Below are 25913 nucleotides of genomic sequence, written 5' to 3'. Positions count from 1 at the left end.
TTTACTGAACTAAAAATTAAACTAGTTTTTAATGAATAATAGTAATATTAAAATATTGTTGGTAGACGATGAACCAGATATTTTAGAAATAGTAGGATATAATTTATCTAACGAAGGGTATGAAGTTATTACTGCCGAAAATGGATTTGAAGGTGTTAAGAAAGCTAAAAAGGAGCAGCCTCAACTTATCATTTTAGATGTAATGATGCCAGAAATGGATGGCATAGAAGCCTGTGAAAATATTAGAAAAATACCTGAATTAAAAGATACTATAATTACCTTTCTAACAGCCAGAGGTGAAGATTATTCTCAAGTAGCTGGGTTTGATGCTGGAGCAGATGATTATATAACTAAACCTATTAAACCAAAAGTATTAGTAAGTAAAGTAAAAGCCCTTTTAAGGCGTTTAAAAAAGGAGGAGGCTACTGGAACTCTAATAAAATTAGGCGATTTAGTTATTAACAGAGATGAATACAAAATATTATTAAAAGATAAAGAAATTCTTTTACCAAGAAAAGAATTCGAATTACTGTCATTATTAGCGTCAAAACCAGGAAAAGTATTTAAAAGAGAAGATATTTTAGATAAAGTATGGGGGAATGAAGTTGTTGTTGGCGGACGAACAATAGATGTACACATTAGAAAATTAAGAGAAAAAATTGGAGACAATTGTTTTAAAACAGTTAAAGGTGTCGGTTATAAATTTGTAGAATAATGCAAATAAAAAAGTCTTATAAATTTGCGTTTAAAACATCTTTAGTTATTACAATAGTATTAACACTCTTTATGGGTGTTTTTTTATACATAGGTGTAAACTTCAACTTACCTACATTATTATATTTAATCATATTTGCTGTATCGTGCTATATCATTTCATTTTTCGTAATACAGTATAGAGTGCAAAACTTTATTTATAAGCGTGTAAAAAAAATATATGACGATTTAAAACTTTTAGAAAGCGCTAGCTTTACTAGAGACCGTATAACAACCAATATGGAAACGCTTACCGAAGAAATTGATAAATATGCTAGAGATAGAAAAATTGAAATAGAAACATTAAAAGTTAGAGAAGAATATAGAAAAGAGTTTTTAGGAAACGTTTCTCACGAATTAAAAACACCATTATTTACAGTACAAGGCTATATAGAAACCTTATTAGATGGCGCAGCAGATAATGAAAAAATAAGAGATAAATATCTAGATAGAGCTAATAAAGGAGTAGAACGCCTTATTTACATTGTAAAAGATTTAGATATGATAACTAAACTTGAAGCTGGTGATTTAAGTTTAGAAATTGAAGTTTTTGACATTGTAGAACTTATAAAAAGTGTCTATGAAATGTTAGAGATGAAAGCCTCAAAAAAGAAAATGTCTTTAGTGTTTGATGTAGATTATGATACTCAAATATTAGTGAAGGCAGATAAAGAAAGAGTTAGGCAAGTACTTACTAATTTAATAGTGAATTCAATAAAATACGGAATAGAAAAAGGAACAACAGAGGTTAGTATAGAAAACTTAATTAAAAATAAAGTTATAGTTAGAGTTACAGATAATGGAGAAGGAATTACTTCAGAAAACATACCACGTTTGTTTGAGCGTTTTTACCGTGTAGATAAAAGCCGCTCTAGAGAAGTTGGAGGTTCTGGTTTAGGGCTATCTATAGTAAAGCATATAATAGAAGCTCACGATGAGAAAATATATGTAGAAAGCGAAATAGGAGTAGGTAGTGAGTTCTCTTTTACTCTAGAAAAGCCTGAATAACGCCTCGAAATTAGGAGATTCATGAGTTATATTTAAACCTTTATAATCTTCAATTTGGTTTAATAACTCAGTTTTAAACTCATCTTGAGAGCAAGTGGGAACAAGTTTTAATTCGTTTAGCATTTTAGCAAGATATTCTTGTTCGAATTGGCCAGGTGTAGGAATAAAAAAAGCGCTCTTACCAATTTTTGCTAAATCCATAACTGTAGTGTAACCAGAGCGAGATAATATAACTTCACTAGTATTTATAGCAAAACATAAATCATCACTTTTCATAAAGTTGTATATGGTAAAATTATCAACTTGAGAGACAGATACTTTATTTTCAATAACCCCCCTAACAAATAAAATATTTCCATTATATGTTTTAAGTTCATTCAGAAGCTTTTCTTCTAACAAAGTACGTTGAGGCTCTGGACCAGATAATAAAACCATTAATTTATAATTGTACGGCTGTTTATCTTTTTTAAAACGGCTTAACGGGCCAAGATACTTTATAGGTAAGCTGCTATTAGTCGTATGACCTAGTTTTCCACTTAAATTAGGAGAGAATTCATTGTCAGGAACCCAACATTCATTAAATTTTTTAATAATATTTTGGTGTATTTTAGTACTCAGCCAAGTAGTGCTACCACTTAAAACATTTAATTGGTGTGTAATAAATACACTAGGTACAGTTTTTGAGCAAACCCCTAATCTGTTATCAGAAATAATACCATCAATAGTATACTTTTTTAATAAGACTTCGGTTGCTTTTTTTTCTTCATTAATAGCATTAAGTAATTTAGGGGAATCCATTAAAAGCTTCCATTTAAATAATCTAGCTTTTTTAGAATAAGTAACATTATATGGGGGTAATTCATCAAAAATTAAATCAGGAAATTCTTTTTTAAGCAAATTCAAAGCAACTCCATCACTAGCAATAATAGGAGTGTAATTATGCTGTAAAAGGGCATTTATAATAGGTATGCACCTTGTGGCATGACCTAACCCCCAATTTAAAGGAGCAACTAAAATTCTTTTTTTCATTATATTTTAACAATACCTTTATACAATAGCACAATTTAAAACTTATATAAAATCAAAGATAAAGATAATAGCGAACAATTATATTTCCTTAATTTTGCCAAAACATTAAGTTATTGTGGGAAGTAAAAATAAACTCAAAAGATTTAACGAAAACGAAACGTTCGAAAACGTTTTTCAGCCAAGTAGAGAGGAGTTAGTAGAAGGAAACTACAAACAAAAAGGAAACTGGGGTAAAACGTTCTTTAAAAACGATAACCCTATAGTTCTAGAATTAGGATGTGGAAAAGGGGAATATTCTGTAGAGTTAGCAAAGCGTAACCCTAATGTAAACTATATAGGAGTAGACATTAAAGGAGCCAGATTTTGGAGAGGAGCCAAAACAGCTATAGAAGAGAATATATCTAATGTTGCTTTTTTAAGAACACAAATAGAATTAATAGACCATGCTTTTGCAGAAAATGAAGTAGACGAAATTTGGATTACCTTTCCAGATCCACAAATAAAATACAAGAGAACAAAGCATAGAATGACTAATGCTACATTTTTAGCACGATATAAAACTATTTTAAAACCTAATGGATTAATGCACTTAAAAACAGATAGCGAGTTTATGCATGGGTATACATTAGGTTTATTGCATGGGGCTGGACATGAGGTGATTTATGCAAACCATAATGTATACAAACAAGAAGGAAGTCCGGAAGAAGTAACAAGTATACAAACATATTACGAAAGCCAATACTTAGAACAAAACAAACCAATTACGTATATTAGATTTAAAATTAAGTAAACTTGAGTATTTCATTTATCTTTCTTTTGGGGTTTGTTATAGCATTAGTAGGTGTTATACCTCCAGGCTTATTAAATATGACTGCTGCAAAAGTTAGTATAAAAGATGGGCATACAAGAGGTTTAGTCTTTTCTGCAGGAGTATGTATTGTTGTTATTGTTCAAACTATAATAGCCTTAGAATTTGCTAGATATTTAAGCCGTAATCCAGATGTAGTAGATATTTTGCAGCGAGTGGCCTTTGTTATATTTGTTCTAATAACTATCTATTTTTTAGTGCTAGCAAAGAAGAAGGACAGTAGACCAAATGTAGAGACTACGCTAAAAAGTAAAAAAAGCAGATTCTTTCAAGGAATATTTTTATCAAGTTTAAATATTTTACCAATACCATATCAAGCCTATATGAGTATTACATTAGCATCTTTTGGTTGGCTAGCTTTCGATACAACAAGTGTCTGTTCGTATGTAGCAGGAGCAGCAATGGGTACCTTTGTAATGCTCTATGTTTATGTGTTTTTCTTTGAAAAAATAAAGAGTAAAAAAATAAAATCTCAAAAAAATATGAACTATAGTATAGGCATAATTACTGCTATTATCTCTATTGTTACTTTAGTGAATATTATAAAAGAATGGTAGTGTCATGAAACCAGAAACTTTAAATTTTTTCGATAAAGTATATGAGGTTGCTCGTTTAATTCCTTATGGAAGAGTAACCAGTTATGGGGCTATTGGAAATTACTTAGGAGCACCACGAAGTGCAAGAATGGTTGGCTATGCTATGAACGGTTCTTCTGGAAAAGATGTACCAGCACATCGAGTAGTAAACAGAAAAGGGTTGTTAACAGGTAAGCACCATTTTGAAGGCACAAACCTCATGCAACAACTTTTGGAAAGTGAAGGAGTTAAGGTTGTAGATAACCAAATACAAGATTTAGAAAGCATCTATTGGGACCCTGCAAAAGAGCTGTAAAGCTTTCGGGTTTTATCCTTTTTGGTTTGTGTATTTAAATTTATAAATTTCAATTATTGCACTATAAAAAAACTTCAAACTAGAGACTTCATTCTTCGAGCTATATGTAGTATATTTGCACTTTAGAATAAGTCTAAATTAGTGAAAATTAGTTTTGTAGATGTATAATTGTACAAGATTAAGATATTAATAATTAAAAGTCCTTATTGCTTAAGGAAATAAGTATGAAGCTTAATAAAGAAGATATATTAAAGGCGTTAGAAACTATAACTGTTCCAGGCGAGGGGCAAAATATGGTAGAAAGCGGAGCTGTGAAAAATGTAGTAACATTTGCAGATGAGGTTATTGTAGATGTAACTATAACAAACCCAGCCTTACAAGCACGTAAAAAAACAGAAGTAGAAATACTTAGAGTAATACACGAAAAAGTATACGCAAAAGCGCAAGTAAAAGTAAATTTAAAAGTTGAAGCACCAGCTAAACCAGCAACTACAGAAATAAAAGGGAAGGCAATTCCAGGAATTAAAAACATAGTAGCAGTAGCCTCAGGAAAAGGAGGTGTAGGTAAATCTACAGTAACAGCAAATTTAGCAGTTACATTAGCTAAAATGGGATTTAAAGTAGGAGTCTTAGATGCTGATATTTATGGGCCATCTATGCCAATAATGTTAGACGTAGAATTAGAACGCCCTTTATCTGTAACAGTAGATGGAAAGTCTAAAATGAAACCAGTAGAAAACTATGGAATAAAAATATTATCTATAGGCTTTTTTACTAAACCAGACCAAGCAGTAATTTGGAGAGGTCCAATGGCAGCCAAAGCATTAAACCAAATGATTTTTGATGCAGCATGGGGAGAATTAGATTTCTTATTATTAGATCTTCCTCCTGGAACAGGAGATATACATTTAAGCATCATGCAGTCATTGCCAATTACTGGAGCAGTGGTAGTAAGTACGCCTCAAAATGTGGCTTTAGCAGATGCAAAAAAGGGAGTTGCAATGTTTCAGCAAGAGAGTATTAATGTGCCAGTATTAGGTATTATAGAAAACATGGCGTATTTTACACCAGCTGAATTGCCTAATAATAAATACTATATCTTTGGTAAGGAAGGCGCTAAAAACTTGTCTGAAGACTTGCAAGTACCACTTTTAGGCGAAATACCATTAGTACAAAGTATTCGTGAAGCAGGAGATGTAGGTAGGCCAGCAGCATTACAAACAGCAACGCCTTTAGAGAAAGCATTTGAAAAATTGACTCAAAATGTCGTTCAAGAGGTTGTAAATAGAAATACAGATTTACCACCAACAGAAGCAATAAAAATTACAACAATGGCTGGATGTTCAGCAGTTAAAAAGTAACAGATGACAACAGAAGAATTAAAACTGAATGTAGAAAAAGCACTAGCAGAAATTCGTCCATTCTTACAAAGTGACGGAGGAGATATTTCATTGTTATCTATAGAAGACGGTAAGTTAGTTAAAGTACAATTACAAGGAGCATGTGTAGGCTGTAGTGTTAACCAAATGACATTAAAATCTGGAGTTGAAATGACTATAAAAAAGTATGCGCCTCAAATTGAGCAAGTCATAAATATTGAGTCATAAATAGTGACTTTTGTCATATAATGTCATTCCTTTTCATATTATTTTTACTCTCCGATATCAAAACTCATGATTACAACAGATATACTTATAATTGGGGCTGGGCCTACTGGTCTATTTACCGTTTTTGAGGCTGGTTTACTTAAGTTAAAATGTCATTTAATTGATGCTCTGCCGCAACCTGGTGGACAGTGTTCCGAAATATATCCTAAAAAACCTATTTATGATATTCCTGCATATCCAGAAATTTTAGCGGGAGATCTTACAGATAAATTACTAGAACAATGCAAGCAATTCGAGCCAGGGTTTACGTTAGGTGAGCGTGCAGATACTATAGAAAAACAAGATGATGGAACCTTTGTTGTTACAACAAATAAAGGCACTAAACATCAAGCGCCTGTAGTTGCAATTGCTGGAGGTTTGGGGAGTTTTGAACCTAGAAAACCATTAATTCATAATATTGCAAATTTCGAGGACCGTGGTGTTGAATATATTATTAAAGACCCTGAGGTTTATAGAAACAAAAAAGTAGTTATTGCTGGTGGAGGCGACTCTGCTTTAGACTGGAGTATTTTTTTAAGTGACGTTGCTTCAGAAGTAACGTTAATTCATAGAAGGAATGAGTTTAGAGGGCATTTAGATTCTGTTGAAAAAGTACAAGAATTAAAAAATGCAAGTAAAATAAATTTAATAACTCCCGCAGAAGTTATTGGTATTTTAGGAGATGATAAAGTTGCTGGTGTGGTAGTAAAACAATCACAACACATAGAAAAAGAATTTGAAATAGAATGCGATCATTTTATTCCTTTATTTGGACTATCTCCTAAACTAGGCCCTATTGCAAATTGGGGGTTAGAGATTGAAAAAAATGCAATTAAGGTAAATAATGCGTTAGATTACCAAACAAATGTACCTGGTATTTTTGCTATAGGAGATGTTAATACTTATCCTGGAAAGCTAAAATTAATTCTTTGTGGCTTTCATGAAGCTACAATAATGTGTCAAGCTGCATATAAAATAATAAACCCAGGGAAACGTTACGTAATGAAATATACAACTGTAGCTGGAGTAGATGGTTTTGATGGGACTAGAAAAGAAGCTCCAAAAGCGGTTGTTAAGAAGATAGAGTAAGAGATGGAACAAGATATAAACATAACAATAACTGACCGAGAAGGTACAATTCATAAAATAGAAGCCCCAACAGATATGGCTATGAATCTTATGGAGGTTATTCGTTCTTATGAGTTAGCACCAGAAGGAACAATTGGTGTTTGTGGTGGCATGGCTATGTGCGCCTCTTGCCAATGTTATGTGTTAAGTGAAACCGAATTACCAGAAATGCAAGATGATGAAGAGGCTATGCTCTCTGAAGCATTTTATGTAAAAGAAAACTCACGTTTAGGTTGCCAAATACAAATGACACCTGAAATGGAAGGTCTACAAGTAGAATTAGCTCCAGAATCTTAATAAATAGTTTTTGTATTAATAATTTACTGTCAAACAGTGTCTTATGGGTTATCTCATATAAAAGATAAATGCATAAACTAATTGTAATAAATAATAATTCTCTCTTTTTTTAAAACCCCTAAACCTTTTTTTTCGTAGGTAGTTCTAAAAAAGAACTATATATGGCAATTTTCAAAATTTTTCCTTTAAATCTAAATGGCACAAAGTTTTAATTGAATTAAATAAAAAAGTCGAATTTATAAGTCCTAACTATGAATCTAGAGTGGAGTGCCTAAAAGTAATTAATAGTATTAGGCGAAATTCTACAATACAAAAGGCATACGAAATACAAGAGTTAGACTGTGGTAGTTGGTGTTTTATTTTAAAAGATGTAACTAAAAATGTACCAATAGGGCGTAGTAGCGAAACCTACATTGATAGAATAATTGTAGAGGAAAAAACAAAGTTAATGAGGAAATATGCAGCTAAGGCCAAAATAGATAATGTTGTTTACAAGCTGTAATTATTAGGCTTTCTTGTAATGTATAAGTTTAGTTGGGCCTTCCAGTAATACTCTAATAATGCGTAATGTACCATCTTCTTGAGTTGCTATAGTCCATTTAATTAGAGAAATAGCATCGTTTTCAATTTCTAAGCCAGTAATACTCCTAGGATGTACACAGCTTCCATCATTAAAAAAGGCGATATCATTAGGTTCTGGAAAACGTGGTCTATGTGTATGGCCAACAATAGTCATTAAGTTATTATTATCAGAGATCCATTTTTTTGTTTTGCGTTCAACCTTAATTAATTCTTTGTAGTTTTTTGCAGGGCTTGTTGGGTCTGCAATACCCATAACATTGAGTGGTTTCCAAAGTACGCGAACCATAAATCGGCTCCATTTCCAAAATAAATAATTCCACCAATCGGCTTGATGTCCGTGCGTTAAAAATAGTTCTTGATTATTTGTTGTATGCTTTAAAATTATTGCTTCATGGTATTTAATATTGCAAAACAAATCAACATCCTCACCTGTTTTTGCATCGAAATATGTAGATAAGTGTTTGTCTACATATTTTGGATTACGGTATACCATATCATGGTTTCCCCAAATCATGTGTAATTTGCCAGCTTCATGAAAACGTTTCATTAATAGATAGACATCTTTATGAGCATGTAAAATGGATTCAAAATTTATATTTTCCCATAACTCATCTCCGTCACCTAATTCGCAATACTCAAACCCTTCATTAAAATAATGCTTTAATGCATGGTAATAGATGTTACGATTATTGGCAAAATCATCTGCAAAACTATTATCTCCACGATGGCAATCGCTAAATAGAATAAATTTAGAGTTCTCATTAAAAGGAACAATGTGAGCATTTTTATAAGCGTGATCTAATCTTTTTTTAGCTGAAAACATATAGTAAAAGTAAAGAAAAAGACTTGAAAAAGAGAATTATAAAGTTCAATTTAAATAGTAGTCAAATCCATTTGCATAATATGGTCATTAATAGCATTCCAAAGCGATATTCGTTTTTGTAAAGCCTTTATAGAAATGGTTTCAACTTCTTCCCATTTTTTAGAATCATTTTCGCATAACTCATTAATCATTTGCATTGCCATAGGGCCATGCTCATCTGCATCTAGTTCTATATGCCTTTCAAAATAGTAGACCAGTTTACTTAAGTCTTTTTCAGGAAAGTTAGTTTGAAGTTCTTTAAGGAGCTTTGTAAACATTTTTGGTATTAAATCCTCTCTTCCAAAAGTAAAGGCAGCAGCAATTTCATGAGGTTTACCATAAAAAGCGATATTAAAAGTAAAGTTTAAAAATGTTACAATACCTTCAGGTAAATTACTGTTGGTAATAGCTGTAAAAACATTTTTAGTACTATCAATAGTATTTAATAAATCATTAATAGGTGCTGTGTTTGCTCTTGTAGCTTCCATGGCCTCAAGATACATTTCAAAATGACTTTGCCTTTCTCCGTTTATACTTATATCTGTTTCTTCTGCAACAACAATTTCATTAATTAAATACCTAGTAGAAGGAGAACCAATAGGTGTCCAAGGAATACTTGTACAGGTTAACTTATTTTGAAGTGATTTTAGAAGAGACATAAAATCCCATACAGCAAACACATGATATTCTAAAAATAGATTTAACTGCTCTACTGTTTTTATATTTTTATAAAGTGGGTGATTTAATAATTGCACCTTGTAAGGAGCAATACTTTTATTTATGTAATCGGGAGTCATTTCAATTTTTGTAAAATAAAAATGCATTCCAATTAAGAAATGCATTTATTGAGTTATAGTTATCTAACTTAAGTTTCTAGTTATTATTTAAATGCATTAAGACCAGTAATGTCTAATCCAGTAATTAATAAGTGGATATCATGAGTTCCTTCATAAGTAATAACACTTTCTAAATTCATAGAATGACGCATTATACTATATTCACCAGTAATACCCATTCCTCCTAACATTTGTCTAGCTTCACGTGCAATATTAATAGCCATATCTACATTATTACGTTTTGCCATAGATATTTGTGCAGAGGTTGCTGTACCGTTCTCACGCATAACACCTAAACGCCAAGCTAATAATTGAGCTTTTGTTATCTCGGTAATCATTTCAGCTAGTTTTTTTTGTTGTAATTGGAACTGTCCAATTGGTTTGCCAAACTGAATACGCTCTTTAGAGTACCTTAAAGCAGTATCATAACAATCCATTGCAGCACCAATTGCTCCCCATGCAATACCAAAACGAGCAGAATCTAAACAGCCAAGAGGAGCTCCTAATCCAGATTTATTTGGTAATAAGTTCTCTTTAGGAACTTTTACGTTATCAAAAATAAGCTCGCCAGTAGCACTAGCTCTTAAAGACCATTTGTTATGAGTTTCTGGAGTTGTAAACCCTTCCATACCTCGCTCTACAACTAAACCATGAATACGGCCTTCTTCGTTTTTAGCCCATACTACAGCAATTTGACAAAATGGAGCATTAGAGATCCACATTTTTGCACCATTTAAAAGATAATGATCTCCCATATCTTTAAAATTAGTAGTCATACCTCCAGGATTACTACCATGATCAGGCTCGGTTAAACCAAAACTACCAATCCATTCTCCTGAAGCTAATTTAGGTAAGTATTTTTTACGTTGTTCTTCGTTTCCATATTTCCAAATAGGATACATTACTAAAGACGATTGTACAGATGCTGTACTACGTACACCAGAATCTCCACGCTCTATTTCTTGCATGATTAAACCATACGAAATTTGGTCTAATCCAGCACCTCCATATTCTTCTGGAATATATGGGCCAAAAGCACCAATTTCAGCTAACCCATTAACAATTTGAGTAGGGAATTCAGCTTTTTGTGCAGCTTCTTCTATAATAGGAGATACATCTCGCTTTACCCATTCGCGGGCAGCATCACGAACTAATTTATGTTCTTCAGTTAAAAGTTCATCAAGATTATAATAATCTGGCGCTTCAAATAAATCTGGTTTCATCTAGTTTATTTTATAGTTATCGAGTTTAAATGCAATTTAATTTGCAATAGAACTCAAATTATTTGGAAAACAAAAATAGCGAAAACGTTTACATTGCCCAATTTATAATCTACATTTTAAGGTAAAAATCTTTGGTAAGGTTAATGTAGTCTTCTGTGTATTCGTGTCTTGCAGTTTCTATTGTTAGCTCAGAAGATTTAATAGTACTTTTATTGAATGATAATTCTATTAAACTGCGCTTTAGTTCTCTTTGTGCATTACCTCTTACACGAAGAATAGTATTAACGTGTAAGTTTACTTTTGAAGCTAGTGTAATAAAATGAGCTTCCTCTTTAAATGGAATTATAGTACAAAAACTACCATGTTCTGCTAATAATTTAGAGGCGCTGTCTACTAAATGTTCAAAAGGCATAGCATCTGTAAAACGAGCTAAATCACGCTGTTTATTATCCGTTTTAAAATCTTCAGAATAAAATGGAGGGTTAGAAATTATTAAGTCATACTTATCATCAATTTCTTCTGTAAATTCTGCTAAATCTGCATGATAACAAAACAAACGGTCTCCCCAAGGAGAGGCTTCAAAATTATCAACACACTGTTCGTATGCTAATTCATCTATTTCTAACGCATCTATAATTTCTGCATCACTACGTTGTGCTAACATCAAACCAATAATCCCAGTGCCTGCTCCTATATCTAAAACCGAAAAAGGTTTATTTTTAATAGTAGCCCAAGCTCCAAGTAATACGCCATCTGTTCCAATTTTCATGGCGCATTGGTCTTGGTTAACTTCAAACTGTTTAAACTTAAAAGGCATTTTAGACATAACTATTCTTCTAAATATAAATCGATTAAACCTTCTGGTGTGTTAACAAAAATAGTTTTATTAGTTTTATCTACTTTCGAGATAAATTCGTCATTCATAGGAATTAAAATTTCAATACCATCTCTATCAATTTCAAATAAAGATTGAGCTGTAGAATCATTAACACCAGTAATTGTTCCTACAGTTCCAAAATTCTTATCTTCTACTTTAAAGCCAATAATTTCATGAAAATAAAATTTATCGTCTTCAAGTTCTGGTAAAAAATCAAGAGGCAAATACAGTTCGCATTTCATTAAAGCATCTGCATCTTCTTCGGTATCTACGTCTTCAAATTTTATACGTAGTAACTCAGACTTATGCAATTGAGCACTTTCAATAAAAAAAGGAATTAAAGCTCCTTTTAAGTACACAAAAACAGATTCTAAATCTTTGTATAGTTCAGGTTCATCAGTATCTAATTTGGCTAGTAATTCGCCTTTAAAACTATATTTTTTAACGATTTTGCCTAGAAAAAAACAATCTTGTTTATTCATTTTAATTATTAAAGTTGTGCTTTTTAAAAATATCTTTCAATAAAAAAACTCCGATAATTTATATCGGAGTTTTAAAAGTATAAAAAAATAAATTTCTATTCTTCTTCATTTGAAGCTTCTGTTGCTTCAGCAACTTCTTCTTCAACTACAGGAGCTGCAGCTGCAACTCTTGCTTCGTTTACTGCTTTTTCAGCTTCTAAAGCTTTTGCTTTAGCATCAGCTTCTGCTTTAGCTAAACCATCTTTTTTAGAATCAACTTTACCTGTCTTTTCTTCTAACCAAGCTGTAAATTTAGCTTCAGCTTGCTCTTCAGTTAAAGCACCTTTTCTAACACCACCAGCTAGGTGATTTTTTAGTAAAGCGCCTTTGTAAGATAAAAGATTTTTTGCTGTGTCAGTAGGTTGTGCACCGTTCTGTAACCATTTAACTGCTCCATCAACATCTAAATCGATAGTTGCAGGATTTGTGTTAGGATTGTAAACACCTAATTTCTCTAAGTATTTACCATCTCTTTTAGCTCTAGAATCAGCTGCAACAATCCAATAAAACGGTTTTCCTTTTTTACCGTGTCTTTGTAATCTAATTTTTACTGGCATAAAAAATTAATTTGTGAGGTTCTCGACCTCGGTTATTAATAATGAGGCGCAAAGATAGGTACATTTATTTAAATTTCAAGTTTTTGGCGTTATTATGTGGAATTTATAATTTTTATTCTATTTTTGATTCCTATTAAAAATAACTATTATGAAAAAGTTTATTGTTTTAGTTCTTACCATATTTACTTTTTTGGGTTGTGGTGAGGAGTTAGAATTCAATACCCCTTCTTTTCAGGCAAAAAAAGATGGTAATCTTTGGGAAGCGATTACCTACAGTGCAAACATAGATGCATCTGGAGTTCTTACTATTGTTGGATCAGATAATTTTGAAACAGTAACACTAGTCTCTAATTCTGCAGCTTTGGGACTGCACGATATGGTAAACACTTCGTCATCTGGAGCGCTTTTAGATGTTAACAGTGTGGTTTGGTCTACTAATAATATGCCAGATCCTAGTGTGCAAATTTATCCAGCAGATGGTGTTATAGACATTAAGGAAGTAGATACAGAAGGAGGTACAGTGTCTGGAGAGTTTTATTTTAATGCTTTCAATGCTTCTGGGTTATCCTCAATTAACTTTAATAGAGGATTTTTTCACAAAGTGCAGTTAGTAGGTACACCTACAACTGGAGGTGTTAGTACAGTAAGTTGTGCTCAAGCTACAGCTACCGTTGATGCTACATTTTTAAGTTTTGATGGAACAGCTACTACAGATGCAAATTACGAAACCGTTTGTAATGCATATAAAACAGCTTTGCAAACAAAAATAACTGCATGTGGTGATACCGATGGTAGCATACAAACTACAATAGATGGTTTAACCTGTATGTAGTAGTATAAGTAAAATTTACTTAAATAAAATATAGTAAGCGTAGTCTACAAATTTATAGACTACGCTTTTTTTGTTAAAATTTCTTAAATAAGGTTTTAAAATTCATAAAGTGTGTTAAAATGCTTGACAAAAGGAGTGATATCTATTATACTGTAGTAAGTCGATGTGAAACAATACGCATCAATAAAGAAGGTATTGGAATTTTAAAAATGATAAAAGATTTTATGAAGTACACTGAAGAAATTTCAAACAAATTAAACCAATTATTAATTAAAAACTATGATGCTGAAAAAGGTTATTTAAATGCAATAGATAACGTAGAAGGCGATAGGTTAAAAATGTTTTTTAAAAGAAGAGCAACCGAAAGAAGCGAGTTTGCTAAAGAATTAAGAACAGAAATTTTAAGATATGGAGAAATACCAGAAGACTCAGGAAGTTTTAAAGGTATTGTGCATAGAAACTGGATGAGTTTGAAATCTACTTTCTCTACAAATAATGAAGAAGCTATTTTAGAAGAAGCTATTAGAGGCGAAGAGGCAAGTTTAGAAGAATATAATAATTTAATTACAGAAAAAAACTTACCACCTACAATAGATGCTTTGATTTTAAAACACAGAAACGCTATACAGTCTGCAATTAATACAGCAAAAGTTCATGAAGAACTAGTCTCATAAATTTAGAGATTAAATAATATATAAGCCAATGCGAAAGCATTGGCTTTTTATGTTTAAAACTGTTTATAACTTTCGCCTTTTATAGTAACAATTTTATGTATTTTTATAGGCTAGCTTTAAAATTCTTAAAAACCTCTAAAACAAATATATAAACACAGAGTATGTACTTAATTTTCGATACAGAAACTACTGGATTGCCTAAACGTTGGGATGCGCCAATAACAGATACCGATAATTGGCCACGCTGTATACAGATAGCATGGCAATTGCATGACGAAATGGGACAATGTATAGAAAGTCAAGATTATTTAGTTAAACCAGAAGGTTTTAATATTCCTTATGATGCAGAGAAAATTCATGGTATTTCTACAGAATTAGCAGAAGAACAAGGGGTTTCTCTTGCAGAAGTCTTAGAGAAATTTAATATAGCTTTAAGTAAAACTAAGTTTGTTGTTGGGCAAAATGTAAAGTTCGATTTAAATATTATGGGAGCTGAGTTTTGTAGAGAAAACTTAGCCAATAATTTACAAGAATTACCAGTTTTAGATACCTGTACTGAACATACTGCAAGTTTATGTCAAATTCCTGGAGGTAGAGGCGGAAAGTTTAAGCTACCTACACTTTCTGAATTGCATAAATTTTTATTTGGAGATGGTTTTGCAGAAGCACACAACGCAACGGCAGATGTTGAGGCAACAACACGTTGTTTTTTTGAATTAATAAGAAAAAGGCAATATACAGAAGAACAATTAGATGTCGCCCCAGATTATTTTGATCGTTTTTCAGAAGCAAACCCTCAACCAATTAAATTAATAGGTTTAAAGCACATTAATTTAAAGCGAGAAAGTGCTAAAATTAATGCACGATTACAGAAACAGGAAACGGGTGGTATTACAGACGAAGAAATAAAAGAAAATATAGAAGGTTTACAAAATGTAGATTTTGTGCATTTACATAACCATTCGCAATTTTCTGTACTACAATCTACAATGAGTGTGGGTGATATTATTGATGCTGCAGCAAAACAAAACATGCCAGCAGTAGCATTAACCGATCATGCTAACATGATGGGGGCTTTCCACTTTGTAAATGCAGCAAATAAACATAATAAAGCAGCGAAGGCCAAAATAGAAGAAGCCAAAGCCAAAGGAGAAACAACAACTGTAAAAGAAATAAAACCAATAATTGGTTGTGAGTTTTTTGTTTGCGAAGACCATTTAGACAAAACCAGAAAGGATAATGGTTACCAAATAGTATTACTTGCTAAAAATAAAAACGGCTACCATAACCTAGCCAAATTATCTTCTCATGCCTTTGTAAATGGGTTTTATTATGTACCAAGAATTGATAAAAAGTTAATTCAAGAATATAAAGAAGACCTTATTGTACTTACTGGTAACCTCTACGGAGAAGTCCCTAGTAAAGTTTTAAATATTGGAGAAAACCAAGCAGAGGAAGCATTGCTCTGGTGGAAAGACGTCTTTGGAGATGATTTGTATGTAGAATTAATGAGACACAATCAAGAAGATGAAAATAGAGTAAACCCAACCTTAATAAAACTAGCTAGAAAACACAATGTAAAGTTAATAGCCTCCAACAATACCTATTATGCAAATCAAGATGATGCTAATGCACATGATATTTTGTTATGTGTAAAAGACGGAGAAAAACAAGCAACCCCAATAGGTAGAGGCCGTGGATATCGTTATGGGCTACCAAATAAAGATTATTACTTTAAGTCTTCAGGCCAAATGAAAGAAGCGTTTAAGGATGTTCCAGACGCTATTATAAACATTCAAGAAGTTGTAGACAAAGTAGAAGCTTATCAGTTAGCAAGAGATGTATTATTACCAGCTTTTGATATTCCGGAAGAATTTAGACATGAAGAAGATGAAGTAGATGGTGGGAAACGAGGTGAAAATGCCTTTTTAAGACATTTAACCTACGAAGGTGCAAAGAAGCGATATGGCGAACCATTAACAGAAGACGTTATAGAACGTTTGGATTTCGAGTTAGAAGTTATTGAAAAAACAGGATATCCAGGGTATTTCTTAATTGTTGAGGATTTTATTAGAGAAGCCAGAAACATGGATGTGTCAGTAGGACCAGGGCGTGGTTCTGCAGCAGGATCTGTAGTTGCCTATTGCTTATGGATAACCAATATAGACCCCATGAAGTATAATCTGCTTTTTGAGCGTTTCTTAAATCCAGATCGTGTAAGTATGCCCGATATTGATATCGATTTTGATGATGAAGGCCGAAGCCGTGTTATGGATTACGTAATAGAAAAGTACGGAAGTAATCAGGTGGCTCAAATTATTACCTATGGTACTATGGCTGCAAAATCTTCTATTAGAGATACAGCCAGAGTATTAGATTTGCCATTATTTGATGCCGATAGAATAGCTAAGCTAATCCCTAATATGTCTAAGCTTCGAAAGATTTTTGGAGCAGACGAGAAGGGGTTAAAGAATATGTTTAGAGCAGAAGAATTAGAAAAAGTTAATGAACTTTTAAATATTTCTGAAGGCTCAGATTTACAAGCAGAGACTTTAAACTTAGCAAGGTCTCTGGAAGGTTCTGTAAGGAATACAGGAATTCATGCTTGTGGTGTAATTATTACGCCAGATGATATTACTAAATTCGTACCAGTATCTACAGCAAAAGATTCCGATTTATATGTTACCCAATTTGATAACTCTGTAGTAGAGGATGCAGGACTATTAAAAATGGATTTTTTAGGGCTAAAAACATTAACCCTAATTAAGGATACGGTAAAAATTGTAAAAGCGAAGCATAATATTTTACTAGATCCAGATAGTTTTCCGCTAGATGATGTTAAAACATACGAGTTATTCCAACGAGGAGAAACAGTAGGAGTATTCCAATACGAATCTCCTGGAATGCAAAAACACCTTAAGGATTTAAAACCTACAGTTTTTGATGATTTAATTGCCATGAATGCCTTGTATCGTCCAGGGCCTATGGAATACATTCCTAGTTTTGTTCGTAGAAAGCACGGAGACGAAGATATAGAGTACGATCTCCCGGCAATGGAGGAGTACTTAAAAGAAACGTATGGTATTACCGTATACCAAGAGCAAGTAATGTTACTTTCTCAAAAATTAGCAGACTTTACAAAAGGTGAGGCAGATGTTTTGAGGAAAGCCATGGGTAAAAAGCAAATTGCTGTTCTAGATAAAATGAAACCAAAGTTTATTGAGCAGGCAAGTGCTAATGGGCATGATGCTAAAAAGCTTGAGAAAATTTGGAAAGATTGGGAAGCTTTTGCAAGTTATGCCTTTAACAAATCGCACTCTACATGTTATGCGTGGATTGCGTACCAAACGGCCTATTTAAAGGCGCATTATCCAGCCGAATATATGGCAGCAGTACTCTCTAATAACATGAATGATATCAAACAAGTAACATTCTTTATGGAAGAATGTAAACGTATGAAATTAGACGTATTGGGGCCAGATGTAAATGAATCGTTTTATAAATTCTCTGTAAATCAAGACAACGCTGTACGTTTTGGTATGGGGGCTATTAAAGGAGTAGGTCATGGTGCGGTAATGACTATAGTAGATAATAGAAAAAAAGACGGACACTATAAGTCTATTTTCGATATAGCTAAACGAATAGATTTAAGAGCAGCAAATAAAAAAGCATTCGAGAATTTAGCATTAGCTGGAGGTTTTGATTGTTTTGAAACAACCCATAGAGCACAATATTTTCATAAAGAAGGAGGGGATTTAACCTTTTTAGAAAAAGCAATTAAGTATGGCCATAAGCATCAAGAAAATGAAAATTCTGCTCAAGTAAGTTTATTTGGAGAAGCAAGTAATGTTCAAATAGAAGAACCTCAAGTACCACCATGCGAAACATGGGGTACAATGGAAAAATTGGCTAAAGAACGCGAAGTTGTTGGGATTTATATTTCTGGACATCCACTAGACGATTTTAGAACAGAGATGAATACTTTTTGTAAGGGGACCATTGCTGACTTTTATAACTTAGAGCAAAACGTTAATAAAGATATTACTTTTGGAGGTGTGGTAACAGATGTGCAACATCGTGTTAGTAAGCAAGGAAAAGGGTGGGCTTTATTTACTATAGAAGATTTTACAGACTCTTATGAGTTTCGCATTTTTGGAGAAGATTACTTAAAATTCAGGCACTTTTTAATGCAAAACAACTTTGTGCATGTAAAAACCTTTATTAGAGAAGGTTGGATTAATAAAGATACAGGGAAACGAAGCGATCCTAGAATTCAATTTAATAACTTTCAATTATTACACGACGTTATGGAAAAAAGTGTAAGAAAGTTATCTATACAATTAAATATTAAAGAATTAGAATCGGATAAAATTAAAAGTTTAAAAGAGTTAATAGCGATGCATCCTGGAAGCCATTTACTAAATTTTGTGGTTTACGAAAACAGAGACAAAATAAAACTTGAAATGCCTAGCAGAAAACAAAAGGTTAAAGTATCTCAGGAGTTATTAGATGAATTAGAAGAACAGCAAGTGCTTTACAAATTAAATTAATGGTTAAAATAACAGCATATTCCTTTTTGAGTCTATTAACTATTGTATTTATAAGTTGTAATAGTAGCCCTAAGAAAGTAAATAAAGTAGATGATAAGTATGCGGTTTTTCAAAGTATTTTAGATTCTATTTATAGTAATCATGAAGATGCTGTAGGTATAATGGTGCATATAGAAGCGCCAAATAAAAATATATCTTGGAGTGGTGCTGTTGGTGTTTCTAATAAAAAAACGAAAACTAATTTAGAAAGTGATCAGCCAGTTTTAATAGCAAGTAATACTAAAACCTACGTAGCAGTAAGCGTTTTAAAACTAATTGAACAAGGAGAACTTAAGTTAAACGACCCTATTTTTAAGTACATCTCTAATGCATCAAAAATAATGTTAAGCAAAGAGGGCTACGATGTTTATAGTATTACCATTAAAGATTTATTGTCTCACACAAGCGGTATTTTTGATTATGCAGAAACTGAAGCTTATTTTAATGAAATATTAGCTAACCCAAAAAGAGAATGGAGTAGAATTGAGCAAATAAAGTTTGCAATGGAACATGGTGAGCCATTAGGAGAATCGGGAGAAGTGTTTGCATATTCAGATACAAATTACTTATTACTGACTGAAGTTATTGAGTCTGTTACAAATAAAACGTTTTATAAAGCAATAAGAGAACTCATAGGTTACACTGCATTACATTTAAATAAAACATGGTTTACAACCTTAGAAAGTTATCCTAATAATGTAACCTATGGCATACCAATATGTGTCTTCTGCTAACATAAATAATTATAGTATTAGCCATACATTCGATTTGTACGGAGGAGGAGGTATAGCCTCTACGCCTAAGGATTTAGCTCTTTTTTTTCAAAATGTTTTTAGTAACAAAGTGTTTCAAAATGAAAAAACACTACAACTATTATATACTAAAGCTAACCCTAAAAAAGATATGGAAGGCGATTATTACCTAGGATTAACCTCTGTAGAATATAATAACATTAAAGGTTATGGACATAATGGGTTTTGGGGAACAACGGCATATTATTTCCCCGAATTAAACGCTTCTTTAGCTGTCGTTGTATTAGAGCAAGACCAAAAACACTTAAGAGTAGATTTAAACAAGCTATTAATAAAAACGCTTAAAACGTATTAAGCATTTTTTTTGTTTAAATAATCACCTAAATTATCTAAGGAGTCTGTCCAGAACTGTTCGTAGAATTTTAACCATTTATTTATGTCTTGTAAAGGTTTTGCGTTAGGGAAACAAAAACGTTCACGTCCTTTGTTAGTTATAGTTACTAAACCTGCGTTTTCTAAAGTTTTAATATGCTTTGTGACACCTTGTCTGCTAATGTCGAAGGTGTTTGCTATTTGTGTAATAGATAATGCAGATGTTGCAATAATTAAAGCATGAAAAATGGCACGCCTTTTAGGGTCGGCAATAGCCTTAAAAAGTGTTGTTACTCTATCCTGCATTAACTTCTTTGTTTAAGTAATTTAATAAACCACTAATACAGCCATCCCAGCCGCCACTAAAGCTTTCAAACATTTTTACAGCGGTGTCACCTTCATAATTAGAAATGCCAGAATGTTCTAATTGTAGTTTGGTACCTCCGTTTTTAATAGGAATTAAGTTCCATTTTACAGTAGTTTCAACAGTAGTATTTTCTACAATCCAAGTGTAAATTAAAGTATATGGTGAAGAGGCTTTTACTTCTCCACTTATAGTTAAGCAACCTTTATCTTTACTAGCTGTAAATGTATACTTATAACCATTTTCGGCTTTAAAGTCTGCTTTAATAAACCAAGCAGAAATTTCTTCAGCTTTAGTTATTGCACTCCAAATAGTGTCTATAGGGTGATTAAATACTTTTTCTTTTGTAATAACATCTTTCATGGTGTATGCTTTTTAATTAAAAATACGCAACTTTTTGGTTGCTTATTTAAGTTTATTGATAAGGCAAAACAATAAGACAATAAGTAAAACAAATTGTAAGGGTGTAAGCTTTGGCATTTTTTTTGACTAATATTGCATATTAACGTGAAATAAGAAACACAATTAAATTATAAGTATTATGGCATTAGAAATAACAGATGCAAATTTTGAAGAAATTGTATTAAAGAGTGATAAACCTGTAATGGTAGATTTTTGGGCAGCTTGGTGTGGACCATGTAGAATGGTTGGACCAATTATAGACCAAATTAGTGAGGAGTATGAAGGAAAAGCAGTTGTAGGTAAAATAGATATTGATGCTAACCAGGAGTTTACAGCAAAATTTGGTGTAAGAAACATTCCTACAGTTTTAGTATTTCAAAACGGAGAAGTGGTTGGGCGTCAAGTAGGAGTAGCGCCTAAAAACGCATATGCAGAAGCTATAGACTCGCTTTTATAATATAAATTCACAAAGAATTGATAAAAGGTTTGCCAATACGGCAAACCTTTTTTAGTTTAGGCTAATAATAAGGGGCTTACTCTTAATGCAAAGATGCGAGTATGAATTTACAAGAAGAACTTAATAAAGCTGGAGGATTTAAAAACCTAGAACATTTGGCCAAACAAGTTGTAGAGGGTTTCATTTCTGGAATGCATAAAAGTCCATTTCATGGCTTTTCGGCAGAATTTGCGGAACATAAAATTTATAATCAAGGAGAGAGTACACGTCATATAGATTGGAAGCTTTTTGCAAAAACAGATAAACTATATACTAAGCGTTACGATGATGAAACTAATTTACGTTGTCATATCATTTTAGATAATAGTAGCTCTATGCATTATCCCGAATTGAATACATCATTCTCTATAGACAATTTAAATAAAATTGGGTTTTCTGCTTTAGCCAGTGCAGCCTTAATGCATATATTAAAAAAACAACGAGATGCAGTTGGTTTAAGTATATATAGTAATGCTTATGATTTTTATGCTTCAGAGAAGGGGAGCGAACGTCATCATCAAATGTTACTAGCGCAATTAAGTAATGCGGTACTATCTAAGCCAGTAAATAAGCAAACAGAAACTTACAAGTACTTGCATCAAATAGCAGAGAAGATACATAGACGCTCTCTTATTTTTGTGTTTACAGATATGTTTCAAACCACAACAGATGAAGATAAACTATTTGAAGCCCTTAGACATTTAAAACATAACAAGCATGAAGTGGTTTTATTTCATGTTTTCGATAAAAATAAAGAGCTTACTTTCGACTTTGATAATAAACCAAAACGATTTGTAGATGTAGAAACTGGTGCGTTTATTAATTTATATTCAGATTCTGTAAAAGAAAATTACGAATCATTAGTGAGCAATTATTTCGAGAATTTACGCATAAAATGTGGTCAAAATAGGATTAAATACGTTGAGGCTGATGTAAATAGAAGTTTTGATGCCGTTTTAACGGCATATATGATAGAACGGCAAAAATTTATTTAGTAAAAAATTTTTAAAAAAAATTAAAAAAACGCTTGCGATATTAAAAAAGGAGTGTATATTTGCACTCGCAATAAGCAACGGTCTGGTAGTTCAGTTGGTTAGAATATCTGCCTGTCACGCAGGGGGTCGCGGGTTCGAGTCCCGTCCAGACCGCTAAATTGCTAAAAAGCTCCAAGAGATTGGAGCTTTTTTTGGCAAATAATTTTAGTTGTGTTGTTTTGACAGATGTAGTAGTCTGTCAATGGTTTAAGTAGTTAAACCGATGGAAAGCTTTCCTTTTTTCTTTTAATAGAAAATCGGGATGCTTTTTTATTTTATATACTATTCAAGGATCAAGACAAAAAGTTGTGAGATTTTAAATAGACAAAATCCGTAAAAAAATTACGGATTTAATGTTGTTGTAAAAAAAAGATACTGCTTATATTGCAATTGATAAAACTTTATAAGTAATATCATCTAAAATACATCTGCTTTATTCATAGAATAATAAAGTGAGACTTTACCTATCCTTATTGGTGAAGTTAATAACTCTTTTATATCTTAAATTAGATTTCCTTTTTTAAGACACTATTAAAGGGTAATTTCTTGTTTTTATTAACTTTAAATTACCAACATTATGAAAAAAGTAGTATTAGGAATCATTTTTTTAATCGCATTATCTGCAACTTTTACAAGCTGTGAAGCAGAATCAATAACAACCGATGAATACCAAACAGACAAAAACTCCAACGGCACAATCGAAAACCCAGAAGGTAATCAAGACGAAGAGGACGACGACATATATTAAAAAAGTGTTTATAATAGGAGCTGTGATTATTGGCACGATTACAGCTCTCTCTCAACTTTTTGCAGATGCATTCCCTGAAGATATTAGTATTGCAAGAAGTAAACTTTCACATTCAAAAAAGATAAGATATGAAAAAGGCTTAGAAGCTATCGCTCTACTAGAAAAGATTAATGAATCAGAAAGGTTGCCAAAAAGTCTATTTATAGAGTCTAAAAATATAATATTAGAATATAATGAATACAAAAAGAAAACTATAAATAATGCCTCCAATCTTAAAAAAATTAAAAACTCTCATAAAATAAATGGTTTTCCTAACTTAAATTCTTTTTTAGATGGTATAGGTATGCCCGTTTTAGTATTTGTTATCGCGATTATATTTTTCCTTTTATATGTTTATCGCAAGGTCATTAATTTTAATGAAATAAGTAAATCTTTTCTTTTTGTGTCTTTACTATGTTTTTTTAGTTCGTCTGTATATTTAATATGGGCATTGTCTCCAAAATTAGAAATTAATAAAGCAATTTACATTAGCGGTCTTATTTGTTCTTCTATTGTAGCAGTACTCTTTTTGATTAAATTTTTAAAGTATATATTTAATAGTGACAAAGAATATAAGCTACAAAAAGCAATCACTGCTATTTCTAGGTTTGCTTTTATAGATGTTAAAAAACATCTAAAAGAAGACAACGAAACAAAAGAAGCTTATAGAAAAGAAAAGTTAGAAGCATTAAAAAAGGGGATGTAAAAAGGGAATGGGAGACGACTTTACAAAGCACTACAAAACTATTTTACCAGACGATGTATTAAGCGAATTATTGAAAGATATAAAAGTTTTAGTTGTAGAAGATCATCCTATTGTACAGGAGCAATTGGTTAAAGCATTACAAATAGTAGAAAAAAAGTATTCTCAATATTGTTTTCTTATAGATACAGCTAAAGATATAGAGGAAGCTTATAATAAAATATCTCTTACCCTAAAAAATAAAGCAGAACAATATGGTTTAATTTTATTAGATATAAAACTCCCTGAATATAAGGCGCAAAATATGTTGTCGGGAGAAGACTTAGGTAAATGGATAAAAATCAAAGTAAAGCCTAATCCTAGTATTATTGTTACAACTTCTTATACAGATGGGTATAGAATTCTAAATATTGTAAAAACTATAGACCCAGATGGACTTATTGTTAAATCTAATATTACTAATAATACACTTATTGAAGCGATACATCAATCTTTAATAGACCCTCCTTATTATTCTTCTACCGTTAATAAAAAAATAAGAAACGAAGTTGCCTCAAACAAAGGACTAGACGATTTAGATCGTAAAATATTACACTTAATAGCTAATGGAGCAAATATGAAAGATTTGGTAGAACTACTACCAAAATCTAAAAGCACCATAGAAAAACGTAAAAAGAAATTAATGGACTTTTTTAATGTAAAAAGCTATAGCAATTTTGATTTAATAACTATTGCTAAAGAAAAAAACTATCTGTAATTACTATTTATCTGTTACCAAAAAATCCGTAAAACAAATACGGATTTAACTTATCCCTAATTATTGCTTTTAATATAGTTTTGTATTCTAGATGTTATGGCTATTATGAAACAAACCAAATAGATAAAAAAAACTCTCTTAAAAAAGAAGTTTCCTTAATATTTTCCCTCATAAAAGAGGGGTTTATTTTTTTGATTGCAGACTACATAACTACAAATCACTATTAATCTAAAAAAATAAATGAGTATTGTGACTATAGAAATAGACCCATTACAAATTATAATAGCTAGCGAAGATGCACAGTATAAAAAAAACCTAGAATGTTACTTTAACAACTATTACCCTTTTGTAGATGTATTTTTAGTAAAAACCACTACAGAAGCACTAGCATATTTTAACGATAAGCCACCCTTTAAGTTTTTAATACGTAAACCTGAAATCCCTTTAAGTAAAGCCGATTTAAAAAACTGTAAAGCTACAGAGATACGAGATGTTAATTTAAGGCTAGTAGTGTTTCAAAACCAACATAAAAAAGCTGTAAAGACTATAAATAAAAAAACAATACGCTATTTAAAACAAGAGAAGCACCTATTTATAGGCATATCTACATTTGCTGTGTTAGGTATGCTAGAACATAAAGGTTTAAAACATCGCTTTTATAAGTTTTTGGCGCATGCCTCTAGCGTATTGTTTTTAAAGCCTAATTAATAATAAAGGTACACGTATTGAAACGGTGGTTTTACTAAATACCACTTTAATAACGCTAACTAATACAATAATTTTAAAGAAACTAAAACATGAAAAAATAGAACCATCCTTACCCTTTAGAGCATTGTTTTACAAGGTAAAGCTACTCGCAGATTATTTTAAGTGTTTATGTGCTAGGTTGATGAATAAAACATAAATAATTAAAATTTAAAAACATGACATTTTTAAAACATATAAAACGAGTAGCGTTTTGTGCATCTATAGCTTTTTTAGCCTTTAACTGCCAAAAAGAAGACGATACTTTACAAGTACAACAAACAGCATTAAAAAGTAATGTTAACATTTCTAGGCTTAACACTAAAGCC

The 25913-nt window shown here is 31.8% G+C and carries 30 protein-coding genes and 1 tRNA gene; 22 read left to right on the top strand and 9 right to left on the bottom strand.

The features are described from left to right. Window positions 1-31: 31 nt before the first annotated feature. Together ACVC08_RS10140 and ACVC08_RS10135 are read left to right on the top strand one after the other, a co-directional pair. On the top strand, window positions 32-715 hold the full coding sequence (locus ACVC08_RS10140; RefSeq protein WP_452597731.1) for a response regulator transcription factor: 684 nt from the start codon (window positions 32-34) through the stop codon (window positions 713-715). Next, entirely contained in the window at window positions 715-1761 is a 1047-nt protein-coding gene (locus tag ACVC08_RS10135; RefSeq protein ID WP_452597730.1) for a sensor histidine kinase, read from the top strand. Before ACVC08_RS10140 ends, ACVC08_RS10135 begins: the two co-directional genes overlap by 1 nt. Here ACVC08_RS10135 and ACVC08_RS10130 read toward each other — a convergent pair. After that, window positions 1744-2790, bottom strand: coding sequence for a glycosyltransferase (locus ACVC08_RS10130; RefSeq protein ID WP_452601945.1), 1047 nt, complete (start codon window positions 2788-2790; stop codon window positions 1744-1746). The two genes, ACVC08_RS10135 and ACVC08_RS10130, sit on opposite strands and share 18 nt — an antisense overlap. Before the next feature lie 115 nt (window positions 2791-2905). Between ACVC08_RS10130 and trmB the strand changes: the two genes are divergently transcribed. The 8 genes from trmB to ACVC08_RS10090 all read left to right on the top strand — a co-directional run bounded on the left by trmB (window position 2906) and on the right by ACVC08_RS10090 (window position 8122). Then, window positions 2906-3580: a tRNA (guanosine(46)-N7)-methyltransferase TrmB gene (gene trmB, locus ACVC08_RS10125; protein ID WP_452597728.1), complete on the top strand. Its 675-nt coding sequence runs from the start codon at window positions 2906-2908 to the stop codon at window positions 3578-3580. 2 nt (window positions 3581-3582) lie between these two features. Further along, on the top strand, window positions 3583-4215 hold the full coding sequence (locus ACVC08_RS10120) for a LysE family transporter (protein WP_452597727.1): 633 nt from the start codon (window positions 3583-3585) through the stop codon (window positions 4213-4215). Window positions 4216-4219: 4 nt separating this feature from the next. Next, window positions 4220-4549 (top strand): MGMT family protein, encoded by a 330-nt coding sequence (locus ACVC08_RS10115; protein ID WP_452597726.1) that lies wholly within the window; start codon window positions 4220-4222, stop codon window positions 4547-4549. Window positions 4550-4773: 224 nt separating this feature from the next. Further along, window positions 4774-5910: an Mrp/NBP35 family ATP-binding protein gene (locus ACVC08_RS10110; RefSeq protein ID WP_452601944.1), complete on the top strand. Its 1137-nt coding sequence runs from the start codon at window positions 4774-4776 to the stop codon at window positions 5908-5910. A gap of 3 nt (window positions 5911-5913) precedes the next feature. Then, window positions 5914-6156 carry a NifU family protein gene (locus ACVC08_RS10105; protein WP_452597724.1) on the top strand — a complete coding sequence of 81 codons (243 nt, stop codon included), beginning with the start codon at window positions 5914-5916 and terminating at the stop codon, window positions 6154-6156. 66 nt (window positions 6157-6222) lie between these two features. Then, window positions 6223-7284: an NAD(P)/FAD-dependent oxidoreductase gene (locus tag ACVC08_RS10100; protein WP_452601943.1), complete on the top strand. Its 1062-nt coding sequence runs from the start codon at window positions 6223-6225 to the stop codon at window positions 7282-7284. Between the two features lie 3 nt (window positions 7285-7287). Further along, window positions 7288-7620, top strand: coding sequence for a 2Fe-2S iron-sulfur cluster-binding protein (locus ACVC08_RS10095; protein WP_452597722.1), 333 nt, complete (start codon window positions 7288-7290; stop codon window positions 7618-7620). A 262-nt stretch (window positions 7621-7882) separates the two neighbouring features. Further along, the gene (locus ACVC08_RS10090; protein ID WP_452601942.1) at window positions 7883-8122 is read left to right on the top strand and encodes a hypothetical protein; all 240 of its coding nucleotides are present in this window, start codon (window positions 7883-7885) and stop codon (window positions 8120-8122) included. 3 nt (window positions 8123-8125) lie between these two features. Here the strand turns inward: ACVC08_RS10090 and ACVC08_RS10085 are convergent, their stop codons facing one another. The 6 genes from ACVC08_RS10085 to ACVC08_RS10060 form a co-directional block, all read right to left on the bottom strand. Then, complete coding sequence (locus ACVC08_RS10085; protein ID WP_452601941.1) at window positions 8126-9025, bottom strand: serine/threonine protein phosphatase; 900 nt, start codon at window positions 9023-9025, stop codon at window positions 8126-8128. Between the two features lie 50 nt (window positions 9026-9075). After that, complete coding sequence (locus ACVC08_RS10080; protein ID WP_452602008.1) at window positions 9076-9861, bottom strand: DUF3050 domain-containing protein; 786 nt, start codon at window positions 9859-9861, stop codon at window positions 9076-9078. 83 nt (window positions 9862-9944) lie between these two features. Continuing rightward, the gene (locus tag ACVC08_RS10075) at window positions 9945-11123 is read right to left on the bottom strand and encodes an acyl-CoA dehydrogenase family protein (RefSeq protein WP_452597719.1); all 1179 of its coding nucleotides are present in this window, start codon (window positions 11121-11123) and stop codon (window positions 9945-9947) included. 109 nt (window positions 11124-11232) lie between these two features. Continuing rightward, window positions 11233-11949 (bottom strand): tRNA1(Val) (adenine(37)-N6)-methyltransferase, encoded by a 717-nt coding sequence (locus ACVC08_RS10070; protein WP_452601940.1) that lies wholly within the window; start codon window positions 11947-11949, stop codon window positions 11233-11235. Window positions 11950-11951: 2 nt separating this feature from the next. Beyond that, window positions 11952-12482, bottom strand: a complete 531-nt coding sequence (gene rimM / locus ACVC08_RS10065) for a ribosome maturation factor RimM (protein ID WP_452597717.1) — start codon at window positions 12480-12482, stop codon at window positions 11952-11954. Window positions 12483-12577: 95 nt separating this feature from the next. Then, window positions 12578-13078: a 30S ribosomal protein S16 gene (locus ACVC08_RS10060; RefSeq protein WP_452597716.1), complete on the bottom strand. Its 501-nt coding sequence runs from the start codon at window positions 13076-13078 to the stop codon at window positions 12578-12580. Window positions 13079-13226: 148 nt separating this feature from the next. On the opposite strand from ACVC08_RS10060, the gene ACVC08_RS10055 reads away from it, so the two are divergent. The 5 genes from ACVC08_RS10055 to ACVC08_RS10035 all read left to right on the top strand — a co-directional run bounded on the left by ACVC08_RS10055 (window position 13227) and on the right by ACVC08_RS10035 (window position 20280). Further along, window positions 13227-13910, top strand: coding sequence for a DUF6252 family protein (locus ACVC08_RS10055; protein WP_452601939.1), 684 nt, complete (start codon window positions 13227-13229; stop codon window positions 13908-13910). Between the two features lie 224 nt (window positions 13911-14134). After that, entirely contained in the window at window positions 14135-14584 is a 450-nt protein-coding gene (locus ACVC08_RS10050; protein ID WP_452597714.1) for a ferritin-like domain-containing protein, read from the top strand. Window positions 14585-14745: 161 nt separating this feature from the next. After that, window positions 14746-19134 carry a DNA polymerase III subunit alpha gene (gene dnaE, locus ACVC08_RS10045; protein ID WP_452601938.1) on the top strand — a complete coding sequence of 1463 codons (4389 nt, stop codon included), beginning with the start codon at window positions 14746-14748 and terminating at the stop codon, window positions 19132-19134. Continuing rightward, window positions 19134-19907 carry a serine hydrolase domain-containing protein gene (locus ACVC08_RS10040; RefSeq protein ID WP_452601937.1) on the top strand — a complete coding sequence of 258 codons (774 nt, stop codon included), beginning with the start codon at window positions 19134-19136 and terminating at the stop codon, window positions 19905-19907. The genes dnaE and ACVC08_RS10040 overlap by 1 nt, the downstream gene beginning before the upstream one ends. Continuing rightward, window positions 19879-20280: a serine hydrolase gene (locus tag ACVC08_RS10035; protein ID WP_452601936.1), complete on the top strand. Its 402-nt coding sequence runs from the start codon at window positions 19879-19881 to the stop codon at window positions 20278-20280. The genes ACVC08_RS10040 and ACVC08_RS10035 overlap by 29 nt, the downstream gene beginning before the upstream one ends. Here the strand turns inward: ACVC08_RS10035 and ACVC08_RS10030 are convergent. Continuing rightward, window positions 20277-20603 carry an ArsR/SmtB family transcription factor gene (locus ACVC08_RS10030; RefSeq protein WP_452596801.1) on the bottom strand — a complete coding sequence of 109 codons (327 nt, stop codon included), beginning with the start codon at window positions 20601-20603 and terminating at the stop codon, window positions 20277-20279. The genes ACVC08_RS10035 and ACVC08_RS10030 overlap by 4 nt on opposite strands. Next, the gene (locus tag ACVC08_RS10025; protein WP_452601935.1) at window positions 20593-21024 is read right to left on the bottom strand and encodes an SRPBCC family protein; all 432 of its coding nucleotides are present in this window, start codon (window positions 21022-21024) and stop codon (window positions 20593-20595) included. Before ACVC08_RS10025 ends, ACVC08_RS10030 begins: the two co-directional genes overlap by 11 nt. 178 nt (window positions 21025-21202) lie before the next feature. On the opposite strand from ACVC08_RS10025, the gene trxA reads away from it, so the two are divergent. The 7 genes from trxA (at window position 21203) to ACVC08_RS09990 (ending at window position 25548) form a co-directional block, all read left to right on the top strand. Beyond that, the gene (trxA, locus tag ACVC08_RS10020; protein ID WP_452596803.1) at window positions 21203-21520 is read left to right on the top strand and encodes a thioredoxin; all 318 of its coding nucleotides are present in this window, start codon (window positions 21203-21205) and stop codon (window positions 21518-21520) included. Between the two features lie 101 nt (window positions 21521-21621). Continuing rightward, entirely contained in the window at window positions 21622-22554 is a 933-nt protein-coding gene (locus tag ACVC08_RS10015) for a DUF58 domain-containing protein (RefSeq protein ID WP_452601934.1), read from the top strand. Window positions 22555-22633: 79 nt separating this feature from the next. Then, window positions 22634-22707: transfer RNA gene (locus tag ACVC08_RS10010), tRNA-Asp, on the top strand. A 463-nt stretch (window positions 22708-23170) separates the two neighbouring features. After that, entirely contained in the window at window positions 23171-23341 is a 171-nt protein-coding gene (locus tag ACVC08_RS10005; protein ID WP_452601933.1) for a hypothetical protein, read from the top strand. A gap of 4 nt (window positions 23342-23345) precedes the next feature. Beyond that, entirely contained in the window at window positions 23346-24086 is a 741-nt protein-coding gene (locus tag ACVC08_RS10000; protein WP_452601932.1) for a hypothetical protein, read from the top strand. A gap of 7 nt (window positions 24087-24093) precedes the next feature. After that, window positions 24094-24840 carry a response regulator gene (locus tag ACVC08_RS09995; protein WP_452601931.1) on the top strand — a complete coding sequence of 249 codons (747 nt, stop codon included), beginning with the start codon at window positions 24094-24096 and terminating at the stop codon, window positions 24838-24840. A 240-nt stretch (window positions 24841-25080) separates the two neighbouring features. Beyond that, entirely contained in the window at window positions 25081-25548 is a 468-nt protein-coding gene (locus ACVC08_RS09990) for a hypothetical protein (protein WP_452601930.1), read from the top strand. Window positions 25549-25913: the final 365 nt, after the last annotated feature.

It is taken from the genome of Pontimicrobium sp. MEBiC06410, assembly GCF_053601615.1.
Note: the sequence above shows the minus strand (reverse complement) of the source record. Positions and strands in the feature narration are given on the sequence as shown.

Coding starts and splice junctions, on each gene's coding strand:
- ACVC08_RS10140 (WP_452597731.1), top strand. CDS start 32: ATGAATAATAGTAATATTAAAATATTGTTGGTAGACGATGAACCAGAT.
- ACVC08_RS10135 (WP_452597730.1), top strand. CDS start 715: ATGCAAATAAAAAAGTCTTATAAATTTGCGTTTAAAACATCTTTAGTT.
- ACVC08_RS10130 (WP_452601945.1), bottom strand. CDS start 2,790: ATGAAAAAAAGAATTTTAGTTGCTCCTTTAAATTGGGGGTTAGGTCAT.
- ACVC08_RS10115 (WP_452597726.1), top strand. CDS start 4,220: ATGAAACCAGAAACTTTAAATTTTTTCGATAAAGTATATGAGGTTGCT.
- ACVC08_RS10110 (WP_452601944.1), top strand. CDS start 4,774: ATGAAGCTTAATAAAGAAGATATATTAAAGGCGTTAGAAACTATAACT.
- ACVC08_RS10105 (WP_452597724.1), top strand. CDS start 5,914: ATGACAACAGAAGAATTAAAACTGAATGTAGAAAAAGCACTAGCAGAA.
- ACVC08_RS10100 (WP_452601943.1), top strand. CDS start 6,223: ATGATTACAACAGATATACTTATAATTGGGGCTGGGCCTACTGGTCTA.
- ACVC08_RS10095 (WP_452597722.1), top strand. CDS start 7,288: ATGGAACAAGATATAAACATAACAATAACTGACCGAGAAGGTACAATT.
- ACVC08_RS10085 (WP_452601941.1), bottom strand. CDS start 9,025: ATGTTTTCAGCTAAAAAAAGATTAGATCACGCTTATAAAAATGCTCAC.
- ACVC08_RS10080 (WP_452602008.1), bottom strand. CDS start 9,861: ATGACTCCCGATTACATAAATAAAAGTATTGCTCCTTACAAGGTGCAA.
- ACVC08_RS10075 (WP_452597719.1), bottom strand. CDS start 11,123: ATGAAACCAGATTTATTTGAAGCGCCAGATTATTATAATCTTGATGAA.
- ACVC08_RS10070 (WP_452601940.1), bottom strand. CDS start 11,949: ATGTCTAAAATGCCTTTTAAGTTTAAACAGTTTGAAGTTAACCAAGAC.
- rimM (WP_452597717.1), bottom strand. CDS start 12,482: ATGAATAAACAAGATTGTTTTTTTCTAGGCAAAATCGTTAAAAAATAT.
- ACVC08_RS10060 (WP_452597716.1), bottom strand. CDS start 13,078: ATGCCAGTAAAAATTAGATTACAAAGACACGGTAAAAAAGGAAAACCG.
- ACVC08_RS10055 (WP_452601939.1), top strand. CDS start 13,227: ATGAAAAAGTTTATTGTTTTAGTTCTTACCATATTTACTTTTTTGGGT.
- ACVC08_RS10050 (WP_452597714.1), top strand. CDS start 14,135: ATGAAGTACACTGAAGAAATTTCAAACAAATTAAACCAATTATTAATT.
- dnaE (WP_452601938.1), top strand. CDS start 14,746: ATGTACTTAATTTTCGATACAGAAACTACTGGATTGCCTAAACGTTGG.
- ACVC08_RS10040 (WP_452601937.1), top strand. CDS start 19,134: ATGGTTAAAATAACAGCATATTCCTTTTTGAGTCTATTAACTATTGTA.
- ACVC08_RS10035 (WP_452601936.1), top strand. CDS start 19,879: ATGGCATACCAATATGTGTCTTCTGCTAACATAAATAATTATAGTATT.
- ACVC08_RS10030 (WP_452596801.1), bottom strand. CDS start 20,603: ATGCAGGATAGAGTAACAACACTTTTTAAGGCTATTGCCGACCCTAAA.
- ACVC08_RS10025 (WP_452601935.1), bottom strand. CDS start 21,024: ATGAAAGATGTTATTACAAAAGAAAAAGTATTTAATCACCCTATAGAC.
- trxA (WP_452596803.1), top strand. CDS start 21,203: ATGGCATTAGAAATAACAGATGCAAATTTTGAAGAAATTGTATTAAAG.
- ACVC08_RS10015 (WP_452601934.1), top strand. CDS start 21,622: ATGAATTTACAAGAAGAACTTAATAAAGCTGGAGGATTTAAAAACCTA.
- ACVC08_RS10005 (WP_452601933.1), top strand. CDS start 23,171: ATGAAAAAAGTAGTATTAGGAATCATTTTTTTAATCGCATTATCTGCA.
- ACVC08_RS09995 (WP_452601931.1), top strand. CDS start 24,094: ATGGGAGACGACTTTACAAAGCACTACAAAACTATTTTACCAGACGAT.
- ACVC08_RS09990 (WP_452601930.1), top strand. CDS start 25,081: ATGAGTATTGTGACTATAGAAATAGACCCATTACAAATTATAATAGCT.